At 67.2% G+C, this 16,018-nt stretch carries 14 protein-coding genes; 5 read left to right on the top strand and 9 right to left on the bottom strand.

Features of this window, described 5'->3' with window-relative positions; all coding sequences use genetic code 11:
• Positions 1-40 precede the first annotated feature (40 nt).
• Entirely contained in the window at positions 41-550 is a 510-nt protein-coding gene (locus tag ACLARN_RS09630) for a MarR family winged helix-turn-helix transcriptional regulator (protein ID WP_409490964.1), read from the top strand.
• A 50-nt stretch (positions 551-600) separates the two neighbouring features.
• Positions 601-738, top strand: a complete 138-nt coding sequence (locus tag ACLARN_RS09625; protein WP_409490963.1) for a hypothetical protein — start codon at positions 601-603, stop codon at positions 736-738.
• A gap of 47 nt (positions 739-785) precedes the next feature.
• Here the strand turns inward: ACLARN_RS09625 and ACLARN_RS09620 are convergent, their stop codons facing one another.
• The 4 genes from ACLARN_RS09620 to ACLARN_RS09605 all read right to left on the bottom strand — a co-directional run bounded on the left by ACLARN_RS09620 (position 786) and on the right by ACLARN_RS09605 (position 4,198).
• Complete coding sequence (locus ACLARN_RS09620) at positions 786-1,730, bottom strand: APH(3'') family aminoglycoside O-phosphotransferase (protein WP_409490962.1); 945 nt, start codon at positions 1,728-1,730, stop codon at positions 786-788.
• A 77-nt stretch (positions 1,731-1,807) separates the two neighbouring features.
• On the bottom strand, positions 1,808-2,731 hold the full coding sequence (locus ACLARN_RS09615) for an NADP-dependent oxidoreductase (RefSeq protein WP_409490961.1): 924 nt from the start codon (positions 2,729-2,731) through the stop codon (positions 1,808-1,810).
• Positions 2,732-2,837: 106 nt separating this feature from the next.
• Positions 2,838-3,233, bottom strand: coding sequence for a MerR family transcriptional regulator (locus ACLARN_RS09610; RefSeq protein ID WP_409490960.1), 396 nt, complete (start codon positions 3,231-3,233; stop codon positions 2,838-2,840).
• 254 nt (positions 3,234-3,487) lie between these two features.
• A complete protein-coding gene (locus ACLARN_RS09605; RefSeq protein WP_409490959.1) occupies positions 3,488-4,198 on the bottom strand; it encodes an alpha/beta fold hydrolase in 711 nt (236 codons plus the stop codon).
• Positions 4,199-4,316: 118 nt separating this feature from the next.
• Here ACLARN_RS09605 and ACLARN_RS09600 point away from each other — a divergent pair, with 118 nt between their 5' ends.
• A complete protein-coding gene (locus ACLARN_RS09600; protein ID WP_409490958.1) occupies positions 4,317-4,655 on the top strand; it encodes a winged helix-turn-helix transcriptional regulator in 339 nt (112 codons plus the stop codon).
• Positions 4,656-5,623: 968 nt separating this feature from the next.
• A complete protein-coding gene (locus ACLARN_RS09595) occupies positions 5,624-6,745 on the top strand; it encodes an SAM-dependent methyltransferase (RefSeq protein ID WP_409490957.1) in 1,122 nt (373 codons plus the stop codon).
• 864 nt (positions 6,746-7,609) lie between these two features.
• On the opposite strand, the gene ACLARN_RS09590 is transcribed toward ACLARN_RS09595, so the two are convergent.
• Positions 7,610-8,413 carry a hypothetical protein gene (locus tag ACLARN_RS09590; RefSeq protein WP_409490956.1) on the bottom strand — a complete coding sequence of 268 codons (804 nt, stop codon included), beginning with the start codon at positions 8,411-8,413 and terminating at the stop codon, positions 7,610-7,612.
• Between the two features lie 219 nt (positions 8,414-8,632).
• On the opposite strand from ACLARN_RS09590, the gene ACLARN_RS09585 reads away from it, so the two are divergent.
• Positions 8,633-9,907 carry an amidase family protein gene (locus ACLARN_RS09585; RefSeq protein WP_409490955.1) on the top strand — a complete coding sequence of 425 codons (1,275 nt, stop codon included), beginning with the start codon at positions 8,633-8,635 and terminating at the stop codon, positions 9,905-9,907.
• A gap of 78 nt (positions 9,908-9,985) precedes the next feature.
• Here the strand turns inward: ACLARN_RS09585 and ACLARN_RS09580 are convergent, their stop codons facing one another.
• The 4 genes from ACLARN_RS09580 to ACLARN_RS09565 all read right to left on the bottom strand — a co-directional run bounded on the left by ACLARN_RS09580 (position 9,986) and on the right by ACLARN_RS09565 (position 15,811).
• Positions 9,986-10,570 (bottom strand): dihydrofolate reductase family protein, encoded by a 585-nt coding sequence (locus ACLARN_RS09580; protein WP_409490954.1) that lies wholly within the window; start codon positions 10,568-10,570, stop codon positions 9,986-9,988.
• Positions 10,571-11,121: 551 nt separating this feature from the next.
• A complete protein-coding gene (locus ACLARN_RS09575; protein ID WP_409490953.1) occupies positions 11,122-12,159 on the bottom strand; it encodes an ion channel in 1,038 nt (345 codons plus the stop codon).
• A 737-nt stretch (positions 12,160-12,896) separates the two neighbouring features.
• The gene (locus ACLARN_RS09570; RefSeq protein ID WP_409490952.1) at positions 12,897-13,664 is read right to left on the bottom strand and encodes a twin-arginine translocation pathway signal protein; all 768 of its coding nucleotides are present in this window, start codon (positions 13,662-13,664) and stop codon (positions 12,897-12,899) included.
• An 821-nt stretch (positions 13,665-14,485) separates the two neighbouring features.
• Positions 14,486-15,811, bottom strand: coding sequence for an MFS transporter (locus ACLARN_RS09565; protein ID WP_409490951.1), 1,326 nt, complete (start codon positions 15,809-15,811; stop codon positions 14,486-14,488).
• Positions 15,812-16,018 lie beyond the last annotated feature (207 nt).

Raw genomic sequence — 16,018 nt, 5'->3', positions numbered from 1 at the left:
GGGCCCGGACAGCGGGTGAGACCGACAAGGGAGAACAGTGATGGGTGAACCGGCGCGTACGGGCCGGCGCAGGGAAGACACGCCGGCCGTCACTCCCGCGCCACCCTCCGATCTGCTGGCGGCCCCCGGCTACGGCGCCCGCAGGCTGTACCAGGCCTACCTCGCCGCGTGGAACCGCCACGTGGATCCGGTCTTGACCGGTCCGCAGTTCGCGGTCCTGTCCGCGGTCCGTGCCTACCCGGGGAGCGATCAGAGTTCACTGGCCGGCGCCGTCGCCCTCGACACGTCGACGATGGCCGATCTGTGCCGCAGACTCGAGCGGAGGGGGCTCATCCGGCGCGTCGAATCTCCGCACGACGCGCGGCGCAAACTGCTTTCGCTCACCGACGAGGGCAAGTCGGTCCTGAGCCAGGTGAACCGCCGCGCCCGCCGCCTGGACAAGGCGCTCCTCGACGGTGACGGCATCGACGGCGACATCGACATGGCGGCGTTGCTCAACGCGCTCGGCACCCACTGGGAGCGGATCGCGTCGGTCGACAAACTGCGCTGATCCGCCGCTCGCTTGGCCCAACGTAGTGTCGCGTGGCCGGATGACGCCCGATGCGCGAATTCGCCTTCAACCACGCGGTGTTCGGCCTCCAATCACGCGTGATCGGCCCGTCAGCTCAGCAGCCCGCCAGTGAACACCGCGCGAAGCGGGGCCTCAGCACGAAGCGGCGTGCCACCGCCCCGTCGTGAACCGCCGTTCCGCCAAGCCGGATCCTCGATGGTCTCGGCCTTGCCCGCTATCCCCAGGTGAGGGGGTCGAGGTGGAGGTAGAACCGTTGTCGGTCGGTGTCGAGCGTGATCCCGTAAGTACGGGCGAAGGTGTCGTCGGCGGCGATCGCGTGGTTCTCGTCATCCCAGCTTTCGCGTGCGTTGGCGAGCAGCAAAGCGATGTCGGCATAGGGATCCGCCCGGCCGAGGCGACCGAGGTCGATGAATCCCGCGAAGTTCAGTGCGACCGGATCGAGGATGATGTTGGGCAGGCAGAGATCCCCGTGACAGACGACGGTGTCGCCGGCTTCTTGCACGAGGCGGCGATCGACTTGCCCGGCAAGCCGCGCGAGCAGCTCCGCGGGCGGCGTCCGCCGCTGGTCGGCCGGCAGGAACTCCGGATCGACCTTGTCGCGAGCGACGACATCCTGGGCGATGGCGAACATCTGCGCCAGGCCCCGGCTGAACGGACAATCCTTCGCCGGCACGGCGTGCAAACCTCGCACGCCGTCAGCGATCGACGGCCACGCTCGACGAAGGTCCTGAGCCGACACGCTGTCCGCGGGCACGCCCCGGACAGCGCTGGTCACCAAACACGCTCCGCCGGCTCCGGAGCTCCACGCGAGCACCTCGGGTCCCGGGATGCCCCTGACACTGAGCCACTCCACCCGGTTTCGTTCCTGTGCCAGCAGATCCTCCTGCTCGGCCAGGACACACTTGGCATACCGCGAGCCGTCGGCACTGCGGAAAACCCAGGCGCCGGACTCTCCGCTCAGGACGGGCTCCCACCCGCCGGGATGATGCCGGGAGAGCAAGAACTCCCACTTACGAACCGATGGCCCCTGCACAAAGATCATCGTAGGTGCGCGGCCTTTTCGGCACTCACCGGTTTTACCGGCACGTCGGCGATGAAGCGCTGCGGCGACGACCTGCTGCGCACTCTCACAGATGGCTCCCGGCTGCTGCCGTCCCACACCGGGCGCCAGTAGCGGTTGCGGAAGTTCGATCGCCGCACTCGAAGAAGACCGCACGCTCCGCGTACCAGCCGAAGTCATGTCACCTTGATGACAACCTTGCCCGAGGTGTGACCGTTTTCGACGGTGGCGAGGGTGGCCGGGGCGTCGGAGAGCGGGTGGATCGCGGTGATCACGGGTGCGAGGACTCCGTCGAGGGCCAGCCGGGCGGATCGCGCCAGGTTCTCGCGGTCGAGGCGACGCTCGACGAAACGCCCGCCGAGATCGGGCACAGACATATCACCCACGGCGATGATGGTGCGGGGATCCCGGGCCAGCGGAGCGACCGTCCGGAGCGAGGTGCCTCCGACCAGATCGACGATCCCGTCGAAGCCGTCCGGAACCAGCTCGCGTGCCGCGGCGACGACGTCCTCGGCGGTGTAGTCGATGAACCGCACCCCGATGGCTTCGGCGTGCTCGCGCTTGGCGGTACTCCCGGTGCCGATCACCCGCAGCTCGCGCCCGACGGCCAGCCTGGCGACGGCGAGGCCGACCCCGCCCCCGACCCCGTTGACCAGGACCGTGGTACCGGCCGGGAGGTCGAGCTGGTCGAGCACGTCCACCGCGGTCGTCCCGGCCACCGGCAGCGTTGCCGCCACGGTCGCGGACAGGCCCGCCGGGATGCGCGCGGTATTCGGCGCGGACAGCACCGTCGTCTCGGCGTAGGTGCCGCCACCGGTGAGGGCGAAGCCGAAGACCGCATCACCCACCTCGAGCCCTTCGACATCCTCGCCGAGGGCGAGAACGATTCCGGCTGCCTCCATGCCCAGCACGCGGGGAAACGGACGCCCGCCGTCGAGCCCGGGGACCAGACCCGAGCGCAGAAGATGGTCGAGGGGATTCACGCCGGCCACGGTGACCCGGACCAGCACCTCGCCGCGGCCGGGGACGGGATCGGGACGATCGAAGAACTCTTGCACCTCGGGCCCGCCATACCTGCCAAAACCCCATGCCTGCCCCATTCTCTGCCGCCTTCCGGATGACCGACCCGGTGGTTCCGGGCGCTTTCGCCATCCTCACCGCTGACATTGACGTAAGGGGCAAGCGGCTGAGGTGCAGGTCACAGCATCAGGCCGACCGGGTCACCGGTTCCGGGGTCGTGGACAGCATCGCCCGGTGCCGACTGTTGGCCCTGATCAGCACGTCGAGCGCATCCCGGGTCTCGATCAGGTGCGCGATGTCGGCGTCGATCCGGGCGCGCTCGCGCGTCATCGCCGTGAACGTCTCCTCGGCGACGCCTAGGTCACCGGGGACGTCCACACACGGCAGAACGGTCGTGATCACCCGGCTGGACATACCCGCGTCGAACAGCTGCCGGATGAGCGACACGCGCTGAACCGTGGCATCGGCATAGTGACGCTGCCCGGCGTCGGAGCGTGAGCTGGTCAGCAGGCCCTGTTCTTCGTAGTACCGCAGTGAGCGCGGACTCACGCCCGTGCGCTTGGACAGCTCGCCGATCCGCATCCTTGAGAGCCTACGCCCGCCTGCTCCAGGTCAGACCGCCCGCGAGTCATGGACACCCGCGGACACGGCCGGCAGGGTCGTACCCGGCGCAGGCTCGGCCGCACCAGCGTCGCAGAACCGTCCACACGCAGCAGACATCGATCGCCGCGCAGCCTGACCTGACCCGATTTCCCTAGTACAGAAGGGAGTTCTGATGCCTTCGCTGTTGCAGGACTACCTCCGCGCCCCGTATGGCCGGACTCCTGTCGACCGGGCTACGGCGACACCGTGAAAACCTCGCGCAGCAGCCCGGCGAGCTCGACGGGCATGGTGATCATGCAGTCATGGCCGGTCGACAGCTCCCGCACCCGCTCGCCTGCCGGGACGGGACGCCGGGTGATGCCCGCCGGCCCAGCCCCGACGCAGTGGATGTGCGTACGCGGGATCGTGCGCGCGGCTGGATCGTCCAACCGGACCGGCTCCTGAAGGCACCGCACCGGCTGGTCCGACAGCATCGAGCGTAACCAGGCGACGTCCTCGGGATCGGTGACCCCGAACAAGCCGAGCGGCGGCGGCTGCTCCGGCATCGGCGGAATCCGCCAGCCGTCCACGGCGACGTCGATGAGCTGCTTGGTGACGGGAAGGACGTCGACCGCGGTTTCGCCGTCTTCGGGAACCATCGCGTCGAGGAACACCAGATGCGCGATCCGCTCCGGGACCCGGTGGGCGACCCCCGATATGACCATCCCGGCGTAGCTGTGCCCGACGAGCACGACGTCGTCGAGACGCTCGCCTTCGATCAGGCCGGTGACGTCGTCAACGTGGGTGCCTAGCCCGACCTCGGGGCCCAGCAGGTGTGCCTTGTCGCCGTAGCCGGTCAGCGACGGCGCGAGCACCCGGTGCCCGGCCGACTCCAGCAGCGGGACCACCCGGTCCCAGCTCCGCCCGCTGTGCCAGGCGCCGTGTACCAGCAGAAATGTGGCCATAGTCGTGCGGTTCCTCCTCGTGCCTCGGTACTCTTTGGTAACCGGTAGCATCGTGATCCACACGTCGCACACCTGGCAATACGGCACTTTTCGGTGCCCCGGTTCTCAGGAGGTAACCATGCAGGACCCGTGCCAAGCCCGCGAAGTCCTCGGGATCGTCGGGGACAAGTGGGCGCTGCTGATCGTGCGCACGCTCAAGGACGGGCCGCGACGCTTCACCGAACTCAAACGGGCCATCGACGGCATCAGCCAGCGCATGCTCACAGTGACTCTGCGCGACCTCGAGCGCGACGGGATCCTGACGCGCACGGTCCGCAACGTCATGCCACCGCACGTCAGCTACGAGCTGACCACGATGGGCCGGACCCTGCGCGAAGCCACCGCACCGCTGCTCGAGTGGAGCATCACGCACCTGCCGCACATCGACGCCGCCCGCGCGGCGTATGACAACCACTAGACGGTTGATTCCGTGAAGATCATGTGAAGCTCAGTGGGGCGCTGTGACTGTCTATAGAGGACGCTTTTCGAGTCAAAACGTCCGATTAGATGCCGTATGTCCGTATCGTCAAGGTCGTGAAGGCCTCCTTGCTTACCCTCAAGGTAGGCAAGGAGGCCTTCACGACCATGTCGAGTCCTTGGGAGGATCCTCGCAGACCCGGCAATACGGGCAATCGGATAATTCGGGCTCGGCTAGTGTCCTTTATGGACTGTCAAGGGAAGGATTCCTTCGCGGGGTTGCACTTCACGCGATCTTCACGGAATCACTCATCTAGGTCACCGCGTCGGCGCCTCGGCTTGGGCTTGTCCCGTGGCCCACTGCCGGAGCCGTGGCGATTCGATGAACCGCGGCAAGGTTGGCCGATGCGGCGACTCGACCGCGCCGAACCCCGACCTCCCGGTGAACGGCACAGCCGCACAGGTCTCCTCGCTCCACGGCGTCAGGACCTGAGAAGCCCGTGCCTGCGTCAATTCTGAAGACGTGGGGCGATTCCTGGTCGTTCGCGGAACTCGATGTCGATCGCGACGAGGAAGTCCAGGCCCGCATCGGCGCCCTGCGGCTATCTGCCACTGGTGATAGCCGTCGCAGCCAGCGCTGTGGATCGCCCACCGCGACATGAGTTCGGCAGCAGCTTGAGGATCGGCCGGACAGCCGCGCCGCATGTCTTCCGTGAAGGGTGGACCATGTCGTCCGATTTCCTCGCCCCGGCACCGGCGATCATTCGATTTCCATACCCACCCGGTGTTCCCTGGGCACACCGGAACGTCACCACGGCATCCGGCACTTCCGCGGCCTGCCGGTGCATGTCTGTCCACAATGGTCTGCCGCGCGAACCTACGGCTTGACCACCGATCTGGCGGTTCTGGCAGCGTCGGTGCCGCCTCTACGTTGTGGTTGTCGATCTCGTGGCACGAAAGGTGTCCTTCATGTCCGCTGCTTCCCACATCCGTACCATTTCCGTGTCTGGTAACGACCTGGCCGTGCGGGTCAGCACCGACGAGGACCCAGCCGAGGACTCCCCGATCCTGCTGCCCTCCTTGGGCGAATATCCTGTGTACGACGATTTCTCGTACGACTACATGATCGCCGACGAACTCCGGACCGAGGCGTACCGAGCGGCACTGCACGCGCTGGCCCCTGGCAAGGTCGTGCTGGACATCGGCACCGGCCAGGACGCGATCTGGGCGGTGACCGCGGCGAACGCGGGTGCCACCAGGGTATACGCCATCGAAGTCATCCCGGATATAGCCGAGAAGGCCCGCCAATCGGTCGAAGCCGCGGGCCTGACGGATAAAGTCACCATCCTGGAGGGCCTGTCCACTCGAATCACGCTGCCCGAACGAGTCGATGTACTGGTTTCGGAGATCATCGGCGCCATCGGTGGTTCCGAGGGTGCGGAGTCCGTACTCGACGACGCACGTCGACGGTTCCTGAAACCCGGCGGCGCCTCCATTCCGCACCGCTGCGTCACCACCGTCGCCGCGGTGGACACGAGCACTGTGCTTCCGGCTGGGGACCTGGCGTTCTCGCCGCTCTTCCTGCGGGATCTGGAACAAATCTTCGCCAGCGTCGGCAATCCGTTCGATCTGCGGCTGTGCCTGCTCGGGCTGGAACAGGCAGAGTTCCTTACATCCCAAGCGGAGGTGGAAGAACTGCGCTTCACCAGTCCGATGCCGGGAAGGGGTGTCGATGACGTGGACCTTCTGGTGACCAAGGCGGGCCGGATACACGGGCTCGCGCTCGGCATGCGCCTGTGGATCACGCGCGAGGAAGATCAGCCGATCGACTCCCTGGCTCAGCAGACCAGCTGGTGTCCCGTGTACGTGCCGCTGTCCATGGACGGCATCGCGGTGGAGCGAGGCGACCGCATCGCGCTGGAGATCCGGCGTTCACTCAGTGATGATGGCGTCCACCCGGACTACGAGATCACCGGCCGGATACTGCGCGCCAGCATGTCCACAGTAGACATAGTATGGCGGTCGCCGCACCACGGCACCACGTTCCGCGGCTCGGCAGCCTACCGTTCGTTGTTCCCGGACCCGGACTGACACGCGACGGCCGCACCCGTTACGGCCTCAAGGCCGTCGAAATCTCACCTACGGACGGCAACTGATCGCCTTCCGGCACAACAACCCCCGCCGACGGAACGGTCACCCCGATCGGCGAGCGCGCCGGACAGAGGACTGTCGACCACCGGCGGACAGTGGTCAAGGCCGTCAGCGTCTCCGGGTGGGAGTGCGGCGCGGGGTCGTCGGGCGCTTCGCGGTCGTCGTGGAGCGATGAGCCGTGGTCCGCGTCGTCTCTGGCGTCAGCTGGGTCGTGGTGGTCACTGGGGTCTCCGGCGGTGACGACGTCGACGTCTTCAGAGGGCCGGTCGCCACCGTCTTCGGGGCCTGCGTGGTCGTCGCGGGCACCACCTGGCCACTCCCCGACCCGCCCCCGGCACACGCGCCGAGTAACACACCCGCGCTCACGACCAGGCCACAGCACCACACACGCATGGCCCGGACCCTAACAGCCGTCGCCTCTTCGGCCAGCCGTTATTGACGGATTGATATCCACTCGGGCGCTCCTCCCCCGCGACGGGGACGGGCCTCCGGTCAGTGTGGTCTATTCGGCCCTTTTGGGGGCCGGGCGCAACCGCCAGCGATGGAATTCGCGAGCGCTCTCGATCTGAGCCGGGCAGCACCTTGGCGTGGACGCAGGGTCAGGCCGCGGAAGCGATCGCTATCGTGGTCGAGGACGTACTCGGTGACGTGGTGCCGAGCTGGCGACATCCGTGCGCCTGCATTGTCCGGACCACACTTGCGTGTCTTCGTGGTGGAGCGCCCGCCGGATTGGCGGCGTGCCGCTCACCCTTGGTCCACCGTGAGACGGTCGTCTCCCTCACGAGGGCGCGGAGCGACATTCCGTTAGCCGCGGCGCTTCTCGCGGGTCTCTGCCGCCGACACCGCCGCCGCGCGAGCGTCGTCCGCCGCACCCAGGGCGCCGAGGAGGTCCGCGTACTCGTCGAGGGCGTCGGCGAGATCGAGGTGAGCGAGGAACTTTCCCGCGCGAACGCGAGCGCGTTCCCAGTCGAGCGAGGATTCGAAATCAGCGCGGGCCTCGACTTCCCGGCCCAGCGCCGCGTACGCCCGCGCCCGGAGCCGCAACCATGACGGCAGACCACTGGGGCCCTCCGCCGGAATCTCGCCGTTCCGGTGTGCGGCGTCGACGAGTTCCTCGGCGAGAGCGAGAGCCCCGGTGTGGTCCCCGGCCCTGAGCCGAAGCTCCGCGAGACGCGAGCGCGCGTGCGCCTGCTCGCTGCTAGCCGTCGGCTCGGTGCGCACAAGGTCAAGAAACTCAGACGCGAAGACGGTGCTCTCGTCGATCCGCTGCTCCGCTTCGAGCTGCATGGAGTAGCTGTTCAGGGTGGTGCCGAGGAGGCCCCGTCGCGCAGGATCATCGGCTGCCCCCGCCCGCGCGTACGCGATGATCGCGCGCGTGGCGTCCTCGCTGTCCGCCTTCAGCCGCGCGTTCGCCGGGACACGCTCGACATCCCGCTGGGCCATACGTAGCCGCATCACCCACAAACCCGGATCCTCGTCGAACCCCGCCCGCGCCATCGCCAGCGCAGCGGCGAGATCAGCCACCACCCCGTTGCCATCTCCACCCTCGACACGCGTCCGTATCGTGTTGTGCAGCGCATCGAACTCCGCCACCGCGCTCAACGTCACCTCACTCTCCCGCCCATACCACCAAATGCACAACGACACGAGAATACCCACGCCCGAGGCACCAGAGGGCCGCTGCCCGCTGCGGCGACCGCCGCCATCGCGCTGATTGTGGCCGAGTGCCATCGAATCTTGGCATAGCCTGATCAAAATGACTGTCTTTATCAGTGACTCCGGCCTTGTCACGCTAAGCTGGCCGCCCGCGATCTGGAGGTGCCGCCGGTGAAGGGAACTCCGAGTGCCGCCGAATGCCGCACGCGGGCGGAAGAGGTCCAGGACCTCCACGCGATCAGCCACCTCGCGCCGGAGCCGATCGGGCCGCCGACCGGCTTTCCGGTGGTCGTCAAGGACAACATCCACGTCGCGGGCATGCCGAACACCGCGGGCACCCCGGCACTGGCACACCACGTTCCGCGTGAGCACGCGGGCGTGATCCAGCGTCTGCTCGACGCGGGCGCCACCGTCATCGGCAAGGCGGCCATGCACGAACTCGCGTTCGGCATCACCTGCGACACGACTCCACTGGGTCCGGTGCGCAACGCCCGCGACCCGTCCCGCTTCGCCGGGGGCAGCAGCGGCGGAACCGCGGTGGCCGTCGCGGCGGGCATCGTCCCGGCAGGCTTGGGCACCGACACCGGGGGTTCGGTGCGCGTGCCCGCCGCGCTCAACGGGGTCTGCGGTTTCCGGCCCACCACGGGCCGCTACCCGTCCGACGGCATCACGCCGTTGAGCAGCACCCGGGACACGGTGGGGCCGATCGCCCGCACAGTCACCGATCTCGCGTTCCTCGACGCCGCACTCGCGGCTGAGGAACCGGAACCTTTGCGCGAACTCCCGCCGTTCCGGCTGGGTGTGCCGCACGGTTTCCTGACCGGCGACCTGGCCGACGACGTCGAAGAACTGTGGACGGCCGCGCTGATCCGCCTGCGCGCGGCCGGGGTCACTCTGGTGCCGGTCGACGACGCGCCTCTCGCCGAACTCGTCACCGATCAGGGCATGCCGCTGGTGATCCACGAAGCTGGCATCGGGCTACGGGCGTACCTCGCCGAGTACACGCCCGAGGTTTCGTTCGAGCGACTCGTCGACGAAGTCGCCGCGTCCGACGTCCGGGCGATCTTCGCCGAGTCGGTCGTGCCGGGCATCGAGCCGGCCGTCTACGAGGCCGCCCTCGCCAACCGCTCGGCCTTACGCCGCGCCTACGCGAAGATCTTCGGCGAAACCGGCATCGACGCACTGGGATTCCCCACCACACCGGCGACAGCCCAGGACTTTTCCGCCGTCGAAAAGTTCATCCACTGTGGACGCGCGGTCCCGACCTTCCCGACCTTCATCCGAAACTGCCAGCCCGGCAGCATCGCGGGTGTTCCTGGCTTGACCGTCCCGATGGGACACGGCCGCGGTGGCCTGCCCGCGGGACTGGCTCTCGACGGCGCCGTCGGCGGTGACCGGAAACTGTTGGCAGCCGGGGCTTTCGTCGAACGGGTCCTGACGGCCTAACTGGACGACGCCCTCGAAGCTGTTCCGCCGAGTTCGGGGCATCCCGCTGATCGGCCGCCCGGCGAGGAGGATTGGGGATCAGCGCCTCGTCGCGTAGCGGGTCAGCACCACGCCGCCGGGAAACGCCCGGGTCTCCACCAGGGTCAGCTTCACCCAGCTGTCCAGCACGGTGAAGAACGGCGTGCCGCTGCCCACCAAGACCGGCACGGTGACCAGCACGTACTCGTCGATCAGCCCGGCCCGCATGGCCGCCCCGGCGAGCGTCGCGCCGCCGATGTCCATCGGGCCGGCGTCCTCGGCCTTGAGCCGGGTGATCTCGGTGACCGCGTCGCCGGTGACCAGGCGGGTGTTCCAGTCGACCGTGCTGGTCGTCGAGGAGAACACCACCTTCGGCATGTCCCGCCAGCGGCGGGCGTACTCGATCGCCGCCGGTGTGGCGCCGGGCTGCTGGTCGGCGGTCGGCCAGTGGGAACTCATCGCCTCCCACAGCTTGCGCCCGTACAGCGCCAGGCCCGTCGCCGCCACCCGGTCGGACCACCACTGGAACAGCTCGTCGCTCGGCGACGAGTCCGGACCCTCACCCCCACTCCAGCCGAGGTCGTCGCCGGGCGCGGCAATGTAGCCGTCCAGGGTCACATTCATGCCAAAGGTCAGTTTCCGCATGGCGTCAGCCTCCCGTGAGTCGATCCCACACGTACAGACGGGCGCGGCGCGAAAACCTGATCGGTGCGCGACCCGCCGCACGCGAAGTGTGCTCCACAGAGTGACGCAAGGTCACTTCAGGTACCTGCCGGGATGGCCAGGAGGCCGAACATGGCCGCGGCGATTCCGAGGCCCTAGCCCACGGTCGCGCGGAGAGGACCGCCCGGCGGTGTCGCCCGCTTCGTCGTCGAACTCCCGGAGGCCACGGTATGAAACTCCGCACGTCCGTGCTCGTCTTCGCGGGCGGTCTCCAGCCGATCGGTGCCACCGACGCCCTGCCCGCTCACCCCACCGCAATCGTCAGGCAGTCGTCAGGTGCAGTCCCCGCCACCACCGACACAATGAAGAAATCGTCGGAAAGGAGGAGGGACATGACCGTCCACGACATCGTACGGACGGCTCACGAGGACCTCGACGGCCAGATCCGCCCTGACGCGATGAGAAATGCTCCACCGCCTGGCGCGGTTCCGCGTACTTCGGACACTCGAAACCGATACCTCGTGGTCGTGAACTCAACGACCGCGGTCGCGCAGAGCCGTTTCGATTTCCGCGTCGGTGAGGCGCCGAGGACTGACGTAGTAGAGCACCGAGCCGGCCGGTAGTTCGCCGTCCCACGAAGGATTCACGACGAGATCTTCGCCTGTCCGCGAGGCCAGTACCGTGGCGCCGAAAGTCCGGCCCAGCGCCATCCGGCATTTCTCGATACTCAGCCGCCCCAGCGACTCGGGCAAGGTCACCGAGTACGTCCCCGCCCCGCCCGCCGTCATTAGTTGGGAGTAGACCTCGGCGATTCCGGGTGAGGTCAGTTCCTCGGTGACCATCCGCGGCGTGTGCCACTGCACGCACTTGATCCTCGGGTCCACGTAGCGGACCAGCTCGGACTTCTCCATGTCCCGCAACGTGACCACGACGTGTGCCGACCGGTTCGCGTGGTCAACGGTCACCGCGACGGCCAGGGCCTCGTTGTCGTCGCGCATGTCGACCAGGATGGTGCTCGCGTCGGCGACGGCGGCCCGCGCGAGGACGTCGGCCGCGGTCGGCTCGCCCCGGACGAAGTCCACCGGCTGCGACGGCATCGGGTGCACCTGCACTTCGTCCCCGGCGCACAGCACGAGACCGGTCACCCCGTCGGCGAGCAACTGCACGACAATCCTCTCGGTGCGACCGGCCGTATAGCCGATCAGGAGAGTGTGCCCGCTCGCCCGTACGGCTTCCATTCCCTGCATCCGCCGTCCCTTCGCCTGTTCGAGCCTCGAAGCGAGCTTGGTGAAGACCGTGGTGAGTGTCGCGATCCCCCCGATGATGACGTAGGCACCCACGAAATGCCCCGCGGTGGTCTCGGGCGAGAAGTCGCCGTACCCGACCGTCGCGGCCGTGACCACGAAGTACCACCAGTAATTCCCCGGCTGGACGAGCTCGCTGCCCGCGGGTTCGGCCAGTGCCATCAACGGCCAGCTGGTCGCGAAGACGACGAGGACCACTGCGACGGGAAGCATCCAGCCTTGCTGCAACACCCAGCGCGCCAGCAACCGCGAAAGGACGAACGGCACTGCGCCTCCTCACCGGCTGCTACCGCGAGATCACCCGAACCTGCTCGGTCTGACCGCGAATTCCGCTACCAGACCACACCACGCCTACGAGACACAACGGACGTTACCGGACCGCGACGGCAGATATCGGCAAGCGAGGGAGCTTCGTCCGAAAAGGACCGTCCACAGGCGACCGGCCTTGCCACGGGCTGGCAGGCAACCGCGACCGACCAGACCGCCGCGATTCAGGGCTCAGGAACGCGGGCTGCTCACCAACCTCTCCGGCTCGGCCACCAACGCGCCACTCACCGTCACCGTGGACGACGTCTCCATCTTCCGCGCGACCGGGTAAGTCGGGGCCCGAAGGCCAGGACGTCGCCGAACCCGAACAGGAGTCGCCCCAACGAGGAGGAACGAGACGCTGGTCAGGAGCTGGTTCGATCTTCCCTGACACGGAGGCGGCGTGCAGGTGCGGGAACCACTCCCCCAGCTCGGGGGATGCCGTCCTCGGCCAGCCAAGTGCTGTGCCGTGAGCCCTCGGCCTGGCTGCCATCCCCTACCGCGCGCCAGTAGCGGTTGCGGATGTTCGACCGCCGCAGCGGCGCGAGTCGGCACCTGCCGAAGATCATCAGCGAACCGAGAGCACCAGTTGCTCGACACCCGGGCCGGCCACCTGATCAGGTCACCGGCCCGGCTGCCCGAGGCGATCAGCGACGCCACTCTCGATGTGGCGTGATAAGCGACTTACAGGGCCTGCCCTAGTCGGGCCTGCCGACTTGGGTGTTCGACAGGTCGAGACCGATCGCGAAGTCCGCCGTGTAGCCGTTTCCGGCCTGCTGCGGGCGTAGCAGCATCTGAGCACCGCCGTTGCGGTAGATCGAGTCGCGGTTGTTGGTCGTGTCGGCCGGGCCTTTCCGCCGGTACGGTTCGGTCCGCAGATAGGCCGTGCCGAACTCGGGCGTGAAGTAGAGCTGCGATGTGAACTCGTAGGGTCGGCCGTTGGTTCCGACGGTGCGTATTTTGACGTGAATATGCAGCGTGCGCCCCGAATACCAGCCCGGCAGAATGGTAGTGAACCGGGCCGTCCCCGCTTGGTCGGTGTTCTGGTAACCGCGCAGGAATCGGCGGCCGGAACTTCCTTGGGACGGGATGTCGGAGTACAGCCCGAACGCGTCGCACTGCCACAGGTCGATCATCGCCCCCGGTAGCGGCGTGCACAGCTGCTGACGAATTTGCTGAACGGTAAAATTGATTACCAGCGCGGTGCCGGGAACTAGTTGTCCGGTGGCCGGCTCACTGCGGATATCGGAGCGGTTGAGCCGCTCGTCGACGAAGTACGGGCCCTCCATTTGCTCTGGCTTGACTACACAATCCAGCGCGCAGACGTCGGGCGTTCCTGCGGTGGAGGTGGTAGCACTCGCCGTGGTCGATCCGGCGACAGCGAGTGTCGCACCAGCGGCGCCGAGCAGAATCAACGCCTGCCGCCTACCGAGCACCCGACCTACTGGCTCATCATCGTCATGCATGAATTTCCTTTTCGCCGAATGATGGGAGCAGGGATCTGAGCGCAACAAAGGACCTTGCCTGCAGGGTGCCGCGCGCATCCTATTGTCCGCCATGACTTGCCTGCTGTCGAGACAATTCACTCTCACGCATCATACTTCGAGGCTAGTAGTATCCCTGATGGACCAAATATCGAACCTCCGCTACGGCATTCGCCTACGACACCTCGAAGTCCAGGTCGAGAAAGTCCGACTCGCCGGCCCCTTTGTCCGTCGTTAGCGACGACTGTCCCAGTGCCTTCGACGTCCACGCATGATGTCGTCCCGGAGGGCGGGACGATAGTCGGGATGGCGCGTCGGTGGGCGCTTCGCTACCTGGCATACATCATGACCACGACTGTGGCGGTGGCGTTCTGGCGAGCACGCTGCCAGCCAGGTCGAAGACAATGCGGGTTTCGCGCAGGCTCGACCGCAAAGGCACGCCTTCGGAACGCGATGGCCTCCCTGGGGCTGTCGGTGGCCGCGGCGGAGACAGCGAGTGTCCGGCACAGCTCGACCTCTCCCGCAACAACAGAACCGTACATATAGGAATTAACCCGACATTCAGCCGCCAGGAATCGTCCTCTGTGGACAGTGGAGACGCAGCAGGGCCCGACAAGACCGAGAGGTGCCGATGATGCTCTATCGGTCAGTTCGACGAAGTCCCAGCCAAGAACATCGTCTTCACCGTTGCTGGTCAGGATTTCGCAGAGGAGGTGGTGACAGCTACGGCCATGTCACCCTTTGACGACAACTACGGCAGTATCGATATGGATACCTGACACCAGGAGTGCAGACGCCGCGACCTACTTCTCGGGTTCAGGCGCGGTCTCCGTGCCGCGGACGGCGACGTCTCCGGCATCGATCTTAGCGAGTGCCTCCGCGGTGAAGATGCGCAGGAAGGGCAAGATGAGGGTCAGAGTGGCGACCGAGAAGATCCAGAAGGCGACCTGGGTGCCGAACCATTCCGCGAGCACACCGGCGAGCCCGGCGCCCACCGGGAAAGAACCCCAGCTGAACATCTTCGCGGCGGCGCTGTAGCGCCCCATCATCTCGCTGCTGACGAGCTGCTGCGCGATCGTCCGCGCGTTGATCGACCACAGGGTGCCCCCCATGCCGCCGCAGAAGGCTCCGGCGGCGACGGCGACCAAGTTCGTCGTCACGGCGGGCATCAGAACCAGCGCCAGCGTGAGGAAGATGTTGGCGAACATGACGAACTGGCGCCCCAGCCACCGGTTCACGGTGCTCACCACGAGCGCGCCGAACAGCCCGCCGACGCCGAGTGCGCTGAGCAGGATTCCGTAGCCGCTCGCGTCCAGGCCCATCTGCTGGGTCGCGACCAGCGGCATCAGGCCGAGCCAGACACCCCAGCACGCGCACAGAATGGTGAGCACCAGCGCCATCAGCCGCAAAACCGGCTGCCCCCAGAGAAACGACAGTCCGTCGCGAATCTGACTGTTCAGCGACTCGGGTTTCCCCTCGGGCCGCGCGGGCCGGAACTTGCCGACCAGGAACAGCAGCGCCACCATGCCGACGACGTAACCGGCGGCTGTCCCGCCGAGCGCGAACGACGCGCCGACCACGACCAGCAGCCCGCCGAGCAGCGGCCCGGCGAACTCGTTGCACACCGTCTCCGCGCCCGCCATCCAGGTGTTGATCCGCTGTCGTCCCGGCGGCGCGACCGCGTCCGGCACCACCGCGGTGGCCGCCGTCAGCGCGATCACTTCGGCGACGCCGAGGATCAGGCCGCCGATGTAGAGCAGTGGCAGGGTGACCGCGCCCGCGGCGTTCGCGGCGAGCACCCCGAGAACGACGATCACTCGTGCGATATTCGCCAGCCAGAGCAACTTGCGCCGGTCCACCCGGTCCACCAGGACGCCCACGTGCAATGCCGCCAGCAGCCAGGGCAGCGTCAGCGTCAGCGAGACCGCCGAGATCTGAAACGGCGAATTGGTGAGTGTGGTGGCCATCAGCGGGAAGGCGATCTTGGTGACCCCGTCCGCCAGGTTGGTGATCGCGGTGATCACCACCAGGACGACCGTGTTGCGCCCACTCGAGTCGGACGGACCAGGCGTGGTGGTCACCGCACGCCCGGCCGACGCGGCGTTGCCCACGACTGTTGGGTCCCCCATCAACGAACTCCTCGCGAAATCGTGGAATCATGAATCGAGCAGGCTCGGATCATATACCCCTTGCCAGAATGACCTCGACGGGCTACGCCGAGCAGCCGCCGAATGGGTGAATAAAAAAGGCGCCGCTGATCGGCCGCGAATAGCCGCCACGGTACCGGCACAGCGCTCCTCCATCGTGAGTACATCGGAAAAACACCCGGCGGCGCG

Origin of the sequence: Amycolatopsis sp. cmx-11-12 (assembly GCF_046269425.1) — a bacterium.
Lineage (GTDB): Bacteria > Actinomycetota > Actinomycetes > Mycobacteriales > Pseudonocardiaceae > Amycolatopsis.
The sequence above is the reverse complement of the archived record's forward strand: the minus strand, read 5'-3'. Positions and strand labels throughout refer to the sequence as shown.

Excerpts from the sequence above, each read along its gene's own strand:
- ACLARN_RS09595 (WP_409490957.1), top strand. The coding sequence starts at position 5,624 with ATGTCCGCTGCTTCCCACATCCGTACCATTTCCGTGTCTGGTAACGAC.
- ACLARN_RS09630 (WP_409490964.1), top strand. The coding sequence starts at position 41 with ATGGGTGAACCGGCGCGTACGGGCCGGCGCAGGGAAGACACGCCGGCC.
- ACLARN_RS09625 (WP_409490963.1), top strand. The coding sequence starts at position 601 with ATGCGCGAATTCGCCTTCAACCACGCGGTGTTCGGCCTCCAATCACGC.
- ACLARN_RS09605 (WP_409490959.1), bottom strand. The coding sequence starts at position 4,198 with ATGGCCACATTTCTGCTGGTACACGGCGCCTGGCACAGCGGGCGGAGC.
- ACLARN_RS09565 (WP_409490951.1), bottom strand. The coding sequence starts at position 15,811 with ATGGGGGACCCAACAGTCGTGGGCAACGCCGCGTCGGCCGGGCGTGCG.
- ACLARN_RS09600 (WP_409490958.1), top strand. The coding sequence starts at position 4,317 with ATGCAGGACCCGTGCCAAGCCCGCGAAGTCCTCGGGATCGTCGGGGAC.
- ACLARN_RS09615 (WP_409490961.1), bottom strand. The coding sequence starts at position 2,731 with ATGGGGCAGGCATGGGGTTTTGGCAGGTATGGCGGGCCCGAGGTGCAA.
- ACLARN_RS09570 (WP_409490952.1), bottom strand. The coding sequence starts at position 13,664 with ATGCATGACGATGATGAGCCAGTAGGTCGGGTGCTCGGTAGGCGGCAG.
- ACLARN_RS09580 (WP_409490954.1), bottom strand. The coding sequence starts at position 10,570 with ATGCGGAAACTGACCTTTGGCATGAATGTGACCCTGGACGGCTACATT.
- ACLARN_RS09610 (WP_409490960.1), bottom strand. The coding sequence starts at position 3,233 with ATGCGGATCGGCGAGCTGTCCAAGCGCACGGGCGTGAGTCCGCGCTCA.